This is a genomic window from Bradyrhizobium macuxiense (genome assembly GCF_001542415.1).
GTDB lineage: Bacteria > Pseudomonadota > Alphaproteobacteria > Rhizobiales > Xanthobacteraceae > Bradyrhizobium > Bradyrhizobium macuxiense.
The window spans coordinates 31860-48466 of record NZ_LNCU01000070.1 but is presented as its reverse complement, the minus strand read 5'-3'; the positions used below and the strand labels follow the sequence as shown (position 1 = coordinate 48466).

Annotated in this window: 14 protein-coding genes; 11 read left to right on the top strand and 3 right to left on the bottom strand. The window is 57.1% G+C overall.

Annotated elements, in window-relative coordinates; translation table 11 throughout:
• Positions 1 to 8: 8 nt before the first annotated feature.
• The 4 genes from AS156_RS19640 to AS156_RS40930 all read left to right on the top strand — a co-directional run bounded on the left by AS156_RS19640 (position 9) and on the right by AS156_RS40930 (position 2726).
• Positions 9 to 272, top strand: coding sequence for a hypothetical protein (locus tag AS156_RS19640; RefSeq protein ID WP_066507731.1), 264 nt, complete (start codon positions 9 to 11; stop codon positions 270 to 272).
• Between the two features lie 176 nt (positions 273 to 448).
• A complete protein-coding gene (locus AS156_RS42210; protein ID WP_136626315.1) occupies positions 449 to 865 on the top strand; it encodes a hypothetical protein in 417 nt (138 codons plus the stop codon).
• Between the two features lie 245 nt (positions 866 to 1110).
• Positions 1111 to 1341, top strand: a complete 231-nt coding sequence (gene ccoS, locus AS156_RS45800; protein ID WP_347336637.1) for a cbb3-type cytochrome oxidase assembly protein CcoS — start codon at positions 1111 to 1113, stop codon at positions 1339 to 1341.
• Positions 1342 to 2540: 1199 nt separating this feature from the next.
• Positions 2541 to 2726 carry a hypothetical protein gene (locus AS156_RS40930; protein WP_082747610.1) on the top strand — a complete coding sequence of 62 codons (186 nt, stop codon included), beginning with the start codon at positions 2541 to 2543 and terminating at the stop codon, positions 2724 to 2726.
• A gap of 852 nt (positions 2727 to 3578) precedes the next feature.
• Here the strand turns inward: AS156_RS40930 and AS156_RS19635 are convergent.
• Positions 3579 to 4094 carry a MarR family winged helix-turn-helix transcriptional regulator gene (locus AS156_RS19635; protein WP_066507730.1) on the bottom strand — a complete coding sequence of 172 codons (516 nt, stop codon included), beginning with the start codon at positions 4092 to 4094 and terminating at the stop codon, positions 3579 to 3581.
• Positions 4095 to 4886: 792 nt separating this feature from the next.
• On the opposite strand from AS156_RS19635, the gene AS156_RS46230 reads away from it, so the two are divergent.
• From AS156_RS46230 to AS156_RS19600, 7 genes are all read left to right on the top strand, one after another.
• Complete coding sequence (locus AS156_RS46230; protein WP_488226048.1) at positions 4887 to 5297, top strand: DUF7146 domain-containing protein; 411 nt, start codon at positions 4887 to 4889, stop codon at positions 5295 to 5297.
• A gap of 1012 nt (positions 5298 to 6309) precedes the next feature.
• Positions 6310 to 8787, top strand: a complete 2478-nt coding sequence (locus AS156_RS40925) for a 2-aminoethylphosphonate--pyruvate transaminase (RefSeq protein ID WP_245312969.1) — start codon at positions 6310 to 6312, stop codon at positions 8785 to 8787.
• 30 nt (positions 8788 to 8817) lie between these two features.
• Complete coding sequence (rtxC, locus tag AS156_RS19620; RefSeq protein ID WP_066507726.1) at positions 8818 to 9876, top strand: dhydrorhizobitoxine desaturase; 1059 nt, start codon at positions 8818 to 8820, stop codon at positions 9874 to 9876.
• Complete coding sequence (locus AS156_RS19615; protein WP_066507724.1) at positions 9873 to 10685, top strand: gamma-glutamyl-gamma-aminobutyrate hydrolase family protein; 813 nt, start codon at positions 9873 to 9875, stop codon at positions 10683 to 10685. Before rtxC ends, AS156_RS19615 begins: the two co-directional genes overlap by 4 nt.
• 97 nt (positions 10686 to 10782) lie before the next feature.
• The gene (locus AS156_RS19610) at positions 10783 to 11709 is read left to right on the top strand and encodes an EamA family transporter (RefSeq protein ID WP_082747609.1); all 927 of its coding nucleotides are present in this window, start codon (positions 10783 to 10785) and stop codon (positions 11707 to 11709) included.
• Entirely contained in the window at positions 11706 to 12992 is a 1287-nt protein-coding gene (locus AS156_RS19605; RefSeq protein WP_066507722.1) for an ATP-grasp domain-containing protein, read from the top strand. The genes AS156_RS19610 and AS156_RS19605 overlap by 4 nt, the downstream gene beginning before the upstream one ends.
• 95 nt (positions 12993 to 13087) lie before the next feature.
• Entirely contained in the window at positions 13088 to 14323 is a 1236-nt protein-coding gene (locus AS156_RS19600) for a glutamine synthetase family protein (protein WP_245312967.1), read from the top strand.
• Positions 14324 to 14567: 244 nt separating this feature from the next.
• Here the strand turns inward: AS156_RS19600 and fixJ are convergent, their stop codons facing one another.
• Positions 14568 to 15176, bottom strand: coding sequence for a response regulator FixJ (gene fixJ, locus AS156_RS19595; RefSeq protein ID WP_066507718.1), 609 nt, complete (start codon positions 15174 to 15176; stop codon positions 14568 to 14570).
• The gene (locus tag AS156_RS19590) at positions 15173 to 16603 is read right to left on the bottom strand and encodes a PAS domain S-box protein (RefSeq protein ID WP_066507717.1); all 1431 of its coding nucleotides are present in this window, start codon (positions 16601 to 16603) and stop codon (positions 15173 to 15175) included. The genes fixJ and AS156_RS19590 overlap by 4 nt, the downstream gene beginning before the upstream one ends.
• Between the last annotated feature and the right edge of the window lie 4 nt (positions 16604 to 16607).

Genomic DNA, 16607 nt, shown 5'->3' with positions numbered 1-16607 from the left:
GTCCGCAGATGGATGAAGTGGACTCCGTCGCAGGCGGCGCACGTTACAGGGTGCAGGTCGTCGGTTCCAAACTCGGGGGGGTCGTCGGGCAGGAGGCCCTGGACTCGATCGCCCGTATTTGGGCACGAAAAGATGATGGGGCGCCAAGTTTTTCTGTCTGCCATGTACCTGACCTTGACTGGGAAAATGATCTCTATCGGCAGGCCGCAACCGACGTATTGATGCTGGTCAAAAAAGCCGGCGCGCGTCTAAAACGGCCTGTTGCGTTGTGATCGCCGCGCGGCGCGGGAGCGGCTGGCTGTCTCGGATTGTCGCCGGCGCTGGCCCAGCAACCAGTCTTGGCGCTGAAGCCGTGGCCTTCAGGCTCATCGCAGCGCCGGTCCTATTTGATGCACATCAAAAGCCGACCTGTCTCTATGAGCTAAGGGTGGCCAGATGGATATGATACATGGTTACTCGACCCGAACACACCGGTAGTTTTTGGCTCTTCAGCCGGTTACGGACGATTCTGTCTCGACAGTCCGAGCTGGCTTGTTTGAGCCGTCAGGATATCGACGCAATCGCGCGTGAGCTCAGACTCTCCGCGTCCGAGTTTCGAGCATTGGCGCAAGGCTCCGGGGTCCCCGAGCTTTTAAGTAAGCGCCTCGCTCTTGCAGGGCTCTCGGAGCAAGCGTTCGCCGCGCACCATGGCGACGTATTACACGATCTGCAGCGGGTGTGCGGCCTATGTCAGTCCAAACGCCGCTGTGCCGCTGAGCTCAATCAAGAGAAGCATGCAGGCCCTCCAAAATGGTGTCCGAACGAACAAACGCTGCGTGCGCTCGATCGTGAAGCCGCCAGCCACGCACAGCGCTTCCTCGATTGATCCCGCTCATTCCACGCGCCGTTGGCAACAGCGCAGCCCGCGGCCTCCGTGATCCTCAACCGGTACCATGATGGGCCGCCCCTCAAAGACGTAGATCAACCGACCGAATTACGACCTCGGTTGGGGCATCGGCCCGCTCGGCCAGATCCTACAGACGGTCCAGTTCGGCGCGCCTTCATGTTCAATGGGCTGCGAGCGCCGAGAAGCGAGGCAGTCCGTTGGAAGCCTAATCCATCTGCCTCCGCTTGAAATTGCGCCGGATCCATCGGGCTACCAGCATTCTATGGTCACTGACGAGCGGCCAATATGACGATCTCGATGGCGCGGCCATGGCGTGCCGTCGCCGCCGACGAGCCCGGACACGGTCAATTTCGATCCAAATAGTGAAAATGAACCGGTACGACCGCGGACCCGATCGTCAACGCTTCGTCGGCGAGCGCCAAGGCGGCCGTCCGGTCGGTGCCGCTTCGGTTTAGGTGGCGCGGGACCTAGCCCGACGAATGATCGGGCTGTCGTTGATGATAGCAAGCCGCTACGGTCGCCAACAGTTCATCTGGAGCTCGTTCAGGTTGCCGGTAGCGTCACTGCATTGTGACAGAAAAACCGGCTCCATAGTCGCGGCATCGAGCAACACGTCGCCATGGCGGATGAAAAGCCGACACAATTCCGCTCGTTGTCGGTCACCGCAAGTCAGATCGCGCAGTCGAAGGGGACACAGAAATATTCTCGCCGTCCAAAGGAGTAGCTGGCGAAATAACGAGGTGAATGTTCGACGCATGTGGCAAGTCACTTGGGATTGGCGAGGCTCACCATCGCACGTCAGCATCGCTGAGCGCGATTGACGTCACTCAATGAGCCGCCTGCATAATTCGCGATGCATGACTTCGTCAAGATGCGCGTAAGCTCTTCTCGTGACCTCGCAGAGATCCGCTCCATCGTAGACCGTCGAGCAGATTATCGTCGATGCTGCAACTTCTCGCTTACGGTTTCGCCCGGTTTACGTTGGCGCGAGCGTTCTCTTCCCAATCGTTGCTCAAATGCGAGCAGCCATGGCATGATGTGTCGCATTTCGCCAGCTTTTGCATGGTGAACACCTTGTCAGTCCGCCGTACGGAAAATATGTCAAACAAAGCTGCATTGATTATCTGATGTATATTTGCAATCTAATCATCCGCAAAATTTAGAAACATGTGCGGCTTCATGGATACATAGGCCGAGTCTATCGGTCATGGCGCGGCCCCGGTGCGAAACGGTAGTGCGATTGGATCGGTCTCATCTGGTTCTACCGTGATTTGTCATCGTCAGCGCCAATCTCTGCGGTAGATTTAGGGTCGAGCAAATATCCTTGGATAGGGTTAGAACGAATATAAGTGACGACGTCGCATCAATTTTTCAAGCGTGACACAGGCTCGCCGAAAGCGGCCCTCGCTCAACGCCAAGCCGTACGCACGTATGGTTGCCGATAGTACGCTCGATTCTTACGTTCGATAACTTCATAGCGAGGCGGGCCAGAGTCACTTACTCAAGCACACAGCCGCGATCAGTAATTGGAGGCTGTTTCTGAACACGTCACCGAACTTGTACGTCTATGCGGGTTCCTGTGAGTGGCACTTTTAACGGTCGTCGCTCTGAAAAAACTGTGTTACAAGCCGCCGTCTCACAAGGAGCATTCAGGGTGAAGAAAGTAACAAAGAAACGCATCAAGCGGCGCGAGTGGACCAAAGACGATATCAAAGAACTCAAGGCCCATTCGAAGGCCCGGACTCCAGTCATAAAAATATCAAAAATGACCAAACGCACTATCGGTGCGCTGCGTCAGAAGGCCTTACATCTCGGGATCGGACTCGGTCATCAGCGATAGCTTACTAGAGCTGCACCGAAACTGGCAGAGTAGGGCGGCTGACAGGCCGTCCTTGATCGCTGCGATCAGCTTTGCCGATTGCCGGTGAGATGATCCACGACTCCAATTCTGCCAGGTCCTGCACAATCATCGTTTAAGCGTAGTGATGTCAGGCTCTGTCCCCTTGCCAGCAACTCTGATCCGCTTGGATATGGAGCGGGTATGGGGCGGTTATCGTAACCGCCCCTCAGTCACGGCGAGATTCGTTTGTCTCGCCAGTCGCTCAACGGCGCCTAAACCGAACCCGCCGTACACGTTCTTGAGGCCCGAAGCGTCGCAACGCGTCGACGTTCTCTAATCGACGAAACAGCCCTCTGTGGTGAACGGGGCGTGTTATGGAAATGTCGACGCAGATTTGGCGTCGGCTCTTGTCTTACAATGAGCCGGTCTGCTGCCCTGCTCGAAGCGACCCGGCCTGGCGTGCTGGGGGGCCTCTGACAAGCGCCGGAACGCTGGCCATCCCGCAGTCCTCCGACGGGAACGACTTACGATCAGTTATTCGCCGCAGATCGTGCTAGCGTTAGAGCTTGGGTGAAGCGAGCGTTGAAACGAGCCTGCGGATTAGCTCAGGCTCGTTCCAGTCGAAAGTCCCGAGCGATATGGTGCGCTCAGCAGCAACAGAAAAAGCGCCCTGTTGGCACCATAGCTGGCGGCGGATCGGCTACTTCCCGAGCCCGCCATAACCACGGTGCCGTCGGTCGCGCATACCGACCACAACCACCTTCGCCCACGCTGCTTCAATAAAACCTCGAAGGTTGGCAGATCAGACATCGCCGCAGCCCAGCGTCTTTTCCGAGGACCGCGCCTTGCTCCTCAGAATTCCAGCGCGGCTTTTAAGCATGCGCTCTCCAGGCGATGCCTGACTGCAGCCAACTTGCTAACCAGCTCTAGGGATTCCGGAATGCCGAACTCGCCAAAAACGAACTCATTTAGTGCTTCCAGTTTTGTAGCGACGGTCGTGAGATGCTTGTAAGCCTTGTCTGTTAGCGACAATTGCACGACCCGAGCATCGCTCGTGGAGGATCTGCGCCGCAGCAATCCCTTTTTCTCCAGCAGCTTTGATTGGGTCGTCACGAATGAAGCGTCGACGTGCATCAACTTTGACACCACATTGACTGGAGCTCCGTCTTTCCTGTCCAAATCGGCCAAGGCGGTCAAGATCATCCATTGTGGCCCAGTAATGCCAAGCATATTGGCCCGGAATTGCCGAAGTTCCTCCAAATGCGCATTGATGGATCTGATCTCCATCGTGAAACGGCAGACCGTCTCCTGCCCATCGGCAAAACTACGATCCACCGCTCTTGCTGGACTGGACAAATCTGGCGACATCGCGTGTCAGGGCTTCCATCCTTGGTTGTTTCGCCTTAGCGCGAATCAAGAATGTGGACAATCTCATCCGAGTAAACCGGTCGAATACTTGGTACGCTTCGGACGAACGGGCCACCCTAGTGTTGCAGCAACGGAAATCTAGACCCGCTCTATGCGCAGTGATGCGTCACGTGCGGAGCTGCATAGAACACCGCGGCGGCCATTGCGCACGCATCGACGAGAGCTGCATTATCGAGACATCCGATCGAGGCGCAGAATCGTCGCCAGCGAGGAGCGCGGCTAGGCTGAGAGAGAAACTCTTGGTCGCCCGTCGTGGAGAACGAAATCACAAAGGCCGTGCAGAAGATCAACCTGCCGCCGTTGGCTACTACACCCTCCAGCAGCTAGGGCTGAGCCAGTGCAAAGTCCGTCGCATGGCGCGCTTCTCGATCCAGCAACTCGCAGCGAGTTCGGAGCGAACTCCACCAGGCGACTGCGCGGCGCGGCAGGGTTATCGAGCCTGACGCAAAAGCGCCTCGCGATGGTGCTGCGGGGTTATCCGGGGAAGAACGACAGTGAACGAGAGGCCGCGTGATGCCACGGAAGACTGCTGAGTTGGCGCACGGTCCCGCGCGCAACTCACTGGCTCGCTCAACGTTTCTCTGATTAAAGGGGCGCGCAAAGGATCGGCCAGGACGTGGATTGATGCCACATCGGCGAATACGCGACTTGCTCGCCGCCATCCGCGAAGGCCGTGGACTTCTTGATTGTGCGACTTAGCAGACGAGGCACCACGCTTTCGCCGGCTGCCTAGTGCGAGTCTCGAGCCATCGCCCAAGGTCGAAAGACAGACGCTTGGCCGGAGATCGCGCCGGCCGGCTCTTCACGATGTCGCGGCCGTTTGCCGGGACACTCGCCCAGCGCCGCTGGTGCAATCGCGGCATTTCTATTTGCGCGATTATGCGCTGCTTCTCCCCGCGTTGCCGCTACCGTCCCGATGACGACATGCAGACTGACATCTGGCCGGCATCGATCGCCTGTGTAATGGATGGGAGAAGCTCATCGCTGGGGTGCATCGCACCTGACTCGATCGTAACGGTTTCGGTCCCCGTGCGTCCCGGCAAGAAGCGAGTAGACACACCGCGACGACCGGATGCCGTTCTCGATGACGCGGCTCGATCCGGCACGATCGGCGAGGTGCCCGCGCCGGGCGAGGGCATCTAGAGCTTGCTCTCGATCCGCTGCGTAGCTCCAAGGTTGCCAATGGCGCAGCGCCTTCCGTCAACCATCTTGCACTCTACAGCTTCCGCCGCTGCGCCGACTCTACATCGCGCACGATGCCCGATTGGCGGCCGGTGCGGTGGTGGCCTTTACCGAATGTCCCGCGGAGGCTGGAGCCGAGCCCGCGTGAATTCAAGCGGTTCGGATGCCCTCGCGACCGGTTCCAGGGGGCGAGGCTCGCGGATGGAGATGGCCTTTAGGAGCCATTGGAGGGCAAGTCGCCAGTGGCCCGGTACGGAATAGGTCGCGGCCATTGTCTTTCCATTGGCCTGTGCCCCGCGGCTTGCATCGTGAAGAAAATCGGCTGCACCTTTGCCGTCCTCCGCCAGCGCTACGACCCTGATTTGACGCCGAAGACGGACCAGCAATCGCAAGGTGCCGCAAATTGCAATCAAACCCGGCTGGACCAGCATGCCAACGCCGCTCCGTTTAATCGCAACGATGTCCATGCTGGCCGACTTTGGCAAAGATAGGCGCGAGCTAGAGCAGCGTCCGCTCGCTCCCCACAATGCAAATTCGGAAATATTTGCTCGACGAGTTCCGAAGGGGGTTGAATCGCACGTGGCGTCAAGTTGTACGATTTAAAACATAGCCGGTTAACGAGTGACAAAGAGTGCGAATGTCCCAGCTCTTAGGCTCTTGTAAGATGAGTGCAGTCAGCAGCGGCCGTTGTGGGTTCGCTGGCTGGCGCAGTCCCCTGACGCGATGGTCCGACGGAGACCGTTGGCGAACTTCCACATTTGACTGAACGGGCGCGGGCAGACCCAAGCAGATTGGCTGACTTGTCTCGCACTCGACGCGAGATGATGGCGCCGTCTTAGCCTGTGCATCCGTCATGATCTCCGCGGCGGTGATCGCCTCAAGGATCTCGATGTCAAGTGCCAGGAGGAGCCAGGCGCCCTCGCGCAGCCATGCACCAGAGTCGCGGATGGATGCAACTATAAGGGAGAATGGGGTGACAAGGCAGCGTTCTTTGTTGACGCCTGGTCCAATTTCACTCGCGCCGGCGGTAAAAACGCAGATGCAGTTTGATCTTGCATCGCGTGATTTGGAGTTCAAGGAAGTGACCGCCCGTATGAGGCGGTCGATGCTCAATCTGTCGGGAAGTCCAAAAGACTACTCGGTTGTTCCTATTCAGGGAGGTGGTTCCTTTGCAATGGAAGCTGCGCTCTCGTCATTTGTGTCACAGGGCGACCGACCGCTCGTTTGCATAAACGGCATCTATGGTGAGCGCATTCTCAAGATTCTCCGGCTGTGGGGTGTTCAAGCCGTTCAGCTTGTCAAGCGGGCCACCGAGGCTTTGGACCCCGAGGAAATTGCCGGGTGTCTGAGCCAAGATCCAGGCATCACTCACTTATGCTTTGTTCATTGCGAGACCACGACAGGAATCGTCAATCCGCTCGAGCAAGTAGTGGACGGCGCAAGGCGGCGAGGCGTAAAGACAATCGTTGACGGAATGAGTTCGTTTGGCGCCATCGACATCGACCTAAGTCGTGGCGGACCAGACGTCTTGGTCACGTCGAGCAACAAGTGCATAGAGGGCCCCCCTGGGGTCGCTTATGTCTTTGCGTCGCATGAACTGCTGGAGAATGCGGTTCAAGAACCAAGATCATTTGTGCTCGACGTTAGAGATCAATGGCGTTCGCTCGAGCGCACAGGTGAATGGCGGTCGACGCCTCCCACGCATATCGTTCAGGCCGCCACGAAGGCGCTCGAGATTCTGGCGGACGAAGGCATCGACGTTAGGCGCCGCAGGTATGAGAAAATAAAAGACCGCATCATAAAAGAACTCGACGGTGTGACGACCCCGCTTCTCGCGGCCAACTTGCAGTCTCCAATATGCGTGGCGTTTGCTGCGCCAGCCGGCATCTCGGACCAGGTTGCGTTCGATCAGCTATACTGTCACTTGGCAGCGCATAATCTTTACGTCTACTCGAAGCTTCATCTTCCGACCCGGAGCTTTCGGATTGGCTGTATTGGAGAAATCCAATCCAGTTGGATCGAGCAGCTGGGATGCGCCTTTCGCACCTATTTTCGGTCTGGTCGCACCGGGCTTGCAGGACGGACGTCAGCCCGAGAGACTTGCGAAAGTCGTGCCGACACATCGCATTCAATCGCGACCGCTTCGCGGTACCCATTTTCCACCGAAACTGCTGTTCTGCACGCGGGATTTCGTCGCGACCCCACAACTAAGGCTGTGGCAGTGCCAATCTACCAGAATACGGCTTACGAACTCGACGGTGATCTGAACCATATTGCTAACGTTTACAACGTAAAGGCCGATGGTTTCACCTATACTCGGATTATCAATCCGACGACCCGTGCGCTGGAAAGAAGGTATGCCGCCGTCGATATGGGAAACGACTCGCTCGCTGTTGCATCGGGCCAAGCGGCAACGTTCCTTGCGATCGTCAACCTATCGAGTGGCGAAGTGGGGGACAATGTCGTCGCATCTCCGTACCTATATGGCAATACGTGGAACCTGCTCCACAACACGCTGAGGCGTCTCGGTATCAGTGTTAGGACCGCAGACCCTCGACTCCCAGAGACCTTCGAACGTGCCATCGACGATCGCACAATTTGCCTATTCGGAGAGATGATTTCGAATCCCCGTCTGATTCCGCTTCCCGTCAAGCAACTGGCAGAAATCGGCAGACGGCACGGCGTGCCCTTGGTCGTAGATAATACGACAACCCCGCTCGTGTGCCGTCCATCAGCGCTCGGTGCCGCGATTACGACGTACTCCGCGACCAAATATATCTGCGGCCATGGCACGACCCTGGGCGGACTAATCGTTGACAACGGCGCATTCGATTATGGGGAAAGCTCACGCTTTCCGCTGTTCAACAACCCTGACGATGCCCACGGTGGCATCATCTGGCGCAACGCGTTGCAGGATATCGACGACCTTGCTCAGAGCGAATTCCTCTTAAAAGCCCGGATGACTTGGCTGCGGGATACTGGAGCGGCCATCGCTCCCTTTGCAAGCTTTCAACTGATCCAAGGGCTTGAAACGCTGCATCTTCGCATGAAGCAGCACTGCGCGAACGCAAAGGTCGTAGCGAGCGTTCTTAACGAACATCCAAAAGTGCGCCGCGTCTTCTACCCGGGCCTATTTGAAGGGGCTGATCGAGAAACCATCGATCAGACACTGAACGCCGAGTACGGGCACGGGGCGATGGTCATGTTCGAGGTAGAGAACGAACAGGCCGGACGCAAGTTCATCCAGAACGTCGACTTGATGTATCACGTGTCAAACGTAGGGGATGCCCGCACGCTGGTGACACACCCCGTTTCGACGACCCACACCACCGTCCCACGGGAAAAGCGCGAAGCCGCCGGCATATTTGGTGGCTCGATCCGGCTCTGCGTCGGCATCGAAGATGTCAACGACATCATCAAGGATTTGGACAAGGCGCTTTCCGCAATCTGACAACCTGAAAGCCGTCAGGAAGGGGTTCTCATGAAGCAGGCCGATGCTTGGAAACTGAGGTTATCACGTTATGAGGCGGTTCAATTCAGTCGAGAGATCAACAAGCAGCTCTCCGAGCTGAGGCCGGATAATATAACCGGAGCTGTTTATATCGCGAAAGATTACGCGGTAATCGCAGCCTGCGTGCTCGCAACGATCTCCGTCTCGTGGTGGCTCTATCCACTCGCGGTATTACTGATCGGTGCCTATCAACGTGGATTGACGACAATCTCTCACGATGCGGCCCATCGCACCCTGGCGAGGAACACCACTTGGAATTATGCCCTGGGGATTCTGTTCGCGGCCTATCCCTTGTTCCAGCGCCATTGGGCATACCGGATCTCACACGTCTATCTGCACCATCCTTTTCTCGGCGATCCGGAGAAGGATCCTGATCTGAAGTTCTTCTTGGCCAGCGGTGTATACGACGTCCAGCCTCCGGGGCGGTACGCCTTCAATATCATCTGGAAGCCGATACTGGGTGGCGCGACCGTCAACTATCTGAAGTATCTTTGGACGAATCGATTTTCAATAGCAGATCGCGATGACCAGGATCGGTCGGGCATACTGGTCGATAAGTATGGCTTCTACCTGTTCTGGGTCGCCATACTGGGCGGATCATATCTCCTTGGTCTGCTCCACCTCGTCATCCTGTTCTGGATTGTGCCTTATCTCACCACGTTTCAGGTCCTCGGCTGGTTTATCGAGCTCGCCGAGCACTCGCCCATGTGCGAGACCGAAACCAAGAACGTCTGTCTAACTCGCAACAGAAAGGGGAATCTTCTGGAGAGAGCGATCTTCGGGCAGAATTTGGATGAATACCACCTCGAGCATCATCTGTCGCCCGGCATCCCTTTCTGGCTCTTGCGCAAAGCTCAGAAAATTCGAATGCAGGATCCTCAGTACGCAAGTGTTGCCTCAACTTGGGGAGGGCTCTTCGTCAAAGGGCCTCAAGGTCAGCCGAGCGTAATCAGCCAGTTGAAGGAACGAAATCGACGCTTGTATGAGCAGTCTCTGGCCGGCGCAAATGCGCGGGAGAAGTTGGCTTGATCTCGCAACAGGCAGAATCGGTCCGAGCTGTGGTTGGTATCACCTCAAATCGTCTTTTGACTGATGGTGTGCACCGCGATTGGTTGCGGCGCAAATACGTGCATGCCCTGGTTCGTTACGCGGGGGTAACGAGCGTGATACTCCCGACCATCGATGCCGATGACGTCGATAGCGTTCTTCCAATCATGTCCAGGCTAGACGGTTTGGTTCTGACGGGAGATGAATCGAATATTGATGCTGCCACGCTAACGTCGCCTGCTTCCACTACACAGACGAGCCAGCAGGATATTGAAGTTGGCATCCGCGACCGTCCAAGGGACAGGCTGTCCGCGACAGCCATCGGGGCGGCCGTTGCATTCGGGATGCCCATATTGGGTATTTGCCGTGGCCTCCAAGAGCTCAACGTCTATTTCGGCGGCACGCTCCATGCGTCGCTGTCGGAATGGAGGCCAGAAAGTGGAGCGATGCATGCCGAGAAGCCATATCTCCCAAGAGATCGTCAGTACGATGTGACGCACGGCGTAACGATACGGTCTGATGGTGTGCTCTTCCCGATAGCGGGTGCGACAGAGGCGCAAGTCAACTCGTTGCATAACCAAGGCATAGAAAAAATTGCCGCTCCGCTGAAGCCCGAGGCATGGACGTCCGACGGCCTGGTCGAAGCCGCGTCCGTAATTGGCGCGACGACCCTGCAGATTGGCGTGCAATGGCATCCGGAGTGGCACGTGGCTACCGATCTTTTGAGCAAGCGACTCTTCAAAGCATTCGGAGAGGCTTGTGTCGCCCACTGCCAGAGAAATGAGCGATAGGGATATTGTGAAACTCCGAGCGAAATGTCCTCGTTGCAAATCGAAAAAAGGGGCTCTCGAATCGGATTCGAGAACGGCTCTTGTTTCGCTCCATTCCATGCGCGTGCAGACGGAACAAACAGCGACGCATCGCTTCGCCGTGGGAGTTCTGTTTGTCGTCCTCTATGTCATCGTTAGCGCGGCAGGTGACATCTATGCGGCATCGTATTTTCAGCAGGCAGACATTTACAGCACCCTCTTGCTGTCTTTTGCCCTGGTATGCCTGACGTTCAACCTTTTGGCTCGGCGCGAAAGCGGTCGGCCAAGGATCACGAAGTCCTCGCTCATAGCCTTTGCGTCGCTCAACGTCGTCACCGCAATCAGCTGGATTGGGCTATTCATCGGACTGAAATACGCCGAACCCGCTATCATCGTCACATTCATGGTGGCATTGGGACCTTCTGCGACGGTGTGGCTGAACGCCCTGATCAGAAAACAGGGCCTTCCCCCGAAATCGGACATTGCCGTAAGTGCCTTGGTCGCGCTTATCGGGGGCTACATGATTTGGATTTCGGCAAGCGGCAATGCCGGCGTCGAATGGGGGCCTCGATCGTCCTTCGGCATTTTTGTGGCCATCGTGGCCGGTCTGTCGCTCGCCCTAACCAATGTCCTCATGAAATTGCTGTTCGACCGTGGATTGTCGGGTCGACAAGTGCTGGCTCATCGCTTCTATGGGACGATTTTTCTGCTGCTGCTTCTTGTCGATCGCTCCTCAATCGTCCTTGAGATTTCGCAACGTTGGTGCGTGATCGCGATCGTTGCATTGTCGACTATCATTGTTCCATTGCTCCTGATTCAGGAGGGCATCCGCCGCGTAGAGCCAATGACGGTAAACTTGGTCCTGTCCGCGGCTCCGATCATTTCGTTTCTGTTTCAGTACTGCGATGCTCGTATTGTGCCCTCTTCATATACGTTCATTGGAAATGTTCTCATTACGGCTGTCGCCCTTTGCGCCATTTATGCCCAGTATCGGAGGTCCAGATGAACAAACGCCATTGCGCAATAGTCGATGCGTACTCGACAGGCCGCTACCTGCCGGAGGAGTTCAGTCGTTACGGAATTGGAACAGTGCATGTGATGTCGGCTGCGCAAGTGCCGCCGATCTTTCGTTCGCATTTCGACGCTGCCTCATATGATGAATTGATACGTCCAAACGAGCACATGAGCGAGGAGGAGATCGTCGAATATCACCTGGCGGCGCTTCGATGCCGAGAGATGGAGTTCATCATAGCCGGATGCGAGAGCGGAGTTGAGCTGGCGGATTCGTTGTCCGAGCGGCTTGGCTTGCCTTCGAATGGAACCAGCCGTTCAGCTGCGAGACGTGACAAATCGCGCTTGTCTGAGGCGTTGTCCGCGGCAGGGGTGCGATCGATCAGGCAGGTGGTGTCAGATAATGCTGAAGACTTCACAAGCTGGAAGGGTCAAGGAAACTTCGACGAAATCGTAATAAAGCCGCTGAATAGCACCGGTACGGAGGATGTGTTCTTCTGCTCGACTGATGCTGACGTGCACCGGGCTACGAGTGCAATTGTCGGAAAGACAAATCGTGTGGGCGCCTTGAATCATTTTGCTCTTGGGCAGGAGAAGATAAGAGGACAACAATACACTGTAAATGCTGTCTCGATCGACGGGGAATCGTTCGTCACGGAGGTCTGGACCTATGACACCATTCCCGTAAAGGGCGCAGCATCGGTCTGCTCGCTCGAGCGCTTGCTGGATGGCAAGGATCCAGTCGTGGAACAGCTGTCCAACTATTTGATGCGTGCATTGCAAGCGCTCGAGATTGTCAATGGGCCCGCTCATGCGGAGATCATCGTCGACGAGACGGGGCCGGTTCTGGTGGACTTCGGAGCGAGGCTTCAAGGGACAATGTCCAGAAAAGCCCGGACGATGGCGTTGGGGCACAATCACATGACCCTAACGGCACGGCGCTATGCAGATCCGGCTGGCTTTGTTGGATATATGAGGCAGCGCGGCCCTTACAGTCGACGGGCTCACGCGCTGTGCGTCTCGCTCATCTCTGACATTGGCGGTCTCGTGAACGGTTATCCGGGACTTGAAGCAATTCGCAAGCTCCCAAGCTTCGCAGATGCAATTGCATTCGTTCCAGTGGGCCAAAACTTGGTTCCGACGACCGATTTAGCGTCAACACCAGGGATCGTGTACCTCGTGCATAATGACTTGACCCAGCTTGAGGGTGACTATCGCAAGTTGCGAGCAATACGGATGGACCAGGTGTTCGATCTGGCGAACGTGGATCAGAATTAATGCCAAGCGCAATCGGGATGACTGGCGCGAATGCCGCTCGCGAGACGGTGGTTGGAGTGTGCGACTTTGACGGCGTCCTACGAGGGAAGCATGTCATGGCTGATGATCTTTCGAATGGAGACAAAATCGTCAGATTCTCTGAAGCCGTGCTTGCCTGGGATTGTTCGGACCGAGTGATACCAGCCAGTTTTACCAAGAAGCGGCCATCGGCGTTCGGAGATGCCGACCTGCGCATTCTATCGAGCACCGGTCGTCAAGTGTCTAATCGGCGAGATCTCTACCTGGCTGAGTTTGCGGGTGTCCATGAGAGCATCTGCCCGCGCGGTGTTTTGCGTAAGGTCCTAGCAAGAGCATCTGACATTGGATACAGCTGTACTGCTGCGTTCGAGTTCGAGTTTATGCTTTTCAAGGAGAGCGCCGAGACTGCCATCAATAAGCCCTTTGATCAATGGACGCCTTTGACGCATGGACCATTCGGGTATTCACTGACGCGGACCATTGCGAATGAAGAGCTGTTCGACGAGATCCTAGCATTGTGCGAAAACGCTAGTACACCCCTCAGCGGGCTCCACTTTGAAACCGGGCCCGGAGTGATTGAAGCCTCGCTGCATCATTGTGATGCTCTGGATGCTGCTGATCGAGCCGTCATATTCAAGTCGATGATAAAATCGTGGGCGCAGACGCGAGGGATGACGGCCACCTTTATGGCCAAAGTGTCTGAAGAATGGCCGGGGCAGTCGGGGCATATTCACATCTCAATGTCGGCTGATGGCAAGAATGCATTCTACGACAGCGAGACAAGGTGGAGCATCTCAGAAACTATGGGCCAATTCATTGGCGGACAGCTGAAGTACATGACGGACTTTTGTGTGCTGGCTGCGCCGAACGTGAATAGCTACAAGAGACTGGTGGCCGGCTATTGGGCTCCAATCTGCCCAAGCTGGGGGGTCGACAATCGCTCCTGTGCCGTGCGAGTCATCCCGGGAGGCCCGGATGCGCACCACCTTGAGTATAGACTGAGTGGCGCAGATGTGAATCCATATCTCGCCCTCGCGTGCGCCCTCGGCTCCGGCATTCTGGGAATTGAAGAGGATGCCGACTTGCCAGTTCCGTTTGTTGGTGATGCGAGCGAGGAAAATGAGCGTTCCGTCGAGCCGCTTCCCCAACATTTATTGGAGGCGACAAGTCGGTTTGCGCGATCTCAAAAGGCCATCGATCTTTTTGGAGATAGGTTTGTCGAAGCCTTCTCGTGCTCTCGCCGCTGGGAGTGGGAAGCCGTTCAACATCGAGTCACTGACTTTGAGCGCCAACGGTACTTCGAGATAATCTAGCGTATGCAACCTCTACGGCTGCGCTCGTGGACGAAGACCTCAAGCCGGACCCTCCTGCGTCCGATGCCGATCTCCCCGCAGCGTAGAAAGTCGCCGTCGGAGGCGGTGCGCCGTTTTCATACGGACCGGCAAGCCCGCTGGAGTTCCTCCATCAATGCAAGGTGCGGCGACGGCTGTTTTGATCCACCTCATCCGGAGCCGCGGTTTCGTCGCAAAACCCGAATGAATCGCTCTCAGCCAGGTTCTAGAGCCCGGCGGCGATCGCAATCCGCATCAGCTCCGACATGCTGCGCACGTTGGTCTTAGCCATCAGATTTGCGCGGTAGACCTCGACCGTGCGCGGGCTGATGCCAAGCTCGTGGGCAATCACCTTGTTGATCTTGCCGGCCACCAACCCCCGTAGAACGTCACATTCACGTGGCGAGAGGTCTGCCAGGCGGCCTTCGGCGGAACGTCTGGCCACACCATCGGCCTGCGTTTCCGACTGTGCTTGCAAGGCTCCTCGAATTGCGCGCAGCAGCGCCTCGTCCTCGAAGGGTTTTTCGATGAAGTCGACCGCGCCCGCCTTCATCGCTTCCACCGCAAGCGCGACGTCGCCGTGACCGGTGATCAGGATGACAGGGCAGATTATCGCGTCAGCCTTGAGCTTGCGGACCAGTTCGAGGCCGCTCATGCCGGGCATGCGGATGTCGGACACGATACAGTCGACGGCGTCTTCGGCGAAATGATGAAGCAGATCGTTTGCCGTCTCAAAGGTCGCCACGTCAAAGCCGTTGACGTCGAGGAGAAAGGGGAGCGAATCCCGCATTGCGGGATCATCGTCGATGACAAGGATAGTGCGTCGCGCAGTCATGCCTCTTCTCCGGCCTCCGCAAAGGGAATGGTAAACTGAAACACGGTGCCGCCGCCAGGGTTAGGCAAGGCCTCGATATTGCCGCCGTGGGATTTGACGATGGTCCGGCAGATCGACAGGCCGACGCCCATGCCATGCTCTTTGGTCGTGACAAAAGGCTGGAACAGGCGGTCGGCGATAGCGTCACTGATGCCAGGCCCGGTGTCGGCAATGGTGAATATCGCGGCCCCATCGGCCTTGGTGACGCCGACGGTCAGTTCGCGACGCGCGCTGCTGGCCATCGCCTCGATCGCATTGCGGACCAGGTTCAGCACGACCTGCTGGATCTGAATCTTGTCAACGACGATCGAGGGGATGTCGCGGTCGCTGCTTATGGCCACTCGGACGCCCTGCTCCTTGGCGCCGAGCAATGCGAGTGCGACCGCTTCTTCGAGCAGTGTGACCGGATTTTCCGGCGATTGCTGTGTTTCGCCCTTGGCGACGAACTCGCGAAGACGCTTGATGATATCGCCGGCTCTCAGCGCCTGCTTACCGGCGCGATCGAGAGCATCGCGCACTCGCGTAGTATCGAACGTCTCCGCCGCCATCAGCGTCTTTGCGCCACGCATGTAGTTCGTGATGGCCGACAGCGGCTGGTTGATCTCATGGGCGATCGAGGACGCCATTTCGCCCATCGCGGTCAATCGCGATACATGCACGAGCTCGGATTGCAGATCCTGCAGCCGGCGCTCCTGTGCGCGCCGCTCAGTTAGATCCCGCACAAATCCGGTGAAGAAACGCTCGCCGCGCGCTCTGGCCTCGCCAACAGCGAGCTCCATCGGGAAGGTCGAGCCGTCGCTCCGTTCACCGACCACGATCCGGCCGATGCCGATGATGCGACGCTCCCCGGTGGTCAGATAGCGTTCGAGGTACCGGTCATGCTCGCCACGATAGGGCTGCGGCATTAGGCTCGACACGTTCTTTCCGACAATCTGGTCGGGCGACCACCCAAACAGGCGTTCGGCTGTGGCGCTGAACGAACGAATAACGCCGCGATCGTCAATCACGATCATGGCGTCGGGCACGGTATCCAGGATCGACTGCAAATGGGCCTGACGGTCACCGGCCTGCTTGGATTCGCGCAGCAGCCGATCGCCTATGAAGCCAAGCATGGGGCCAAGTATCGCGAAGCATGCGATATCGATCATGTTTGCGGGATCGGTAACAAGGTCCCATCCAAGGGATTTGGCACTGATGCCGAGACAGAGCAGGGTGGCAAGAAGCGCGGGGCCGCGGCCGCCGGCGAAAGCGGCGAAGAGCACAACCGGAACGTAGATAATCGTGAATGTCCGGTCTTCGAGGTAACGGTCCAGTGCGGCGCGCAACATAAAGACAAGCGCGGCTGCTGCCGCGGCAGTGCCATAGCGGTACCAGATGTGTCCGGGCATTCTT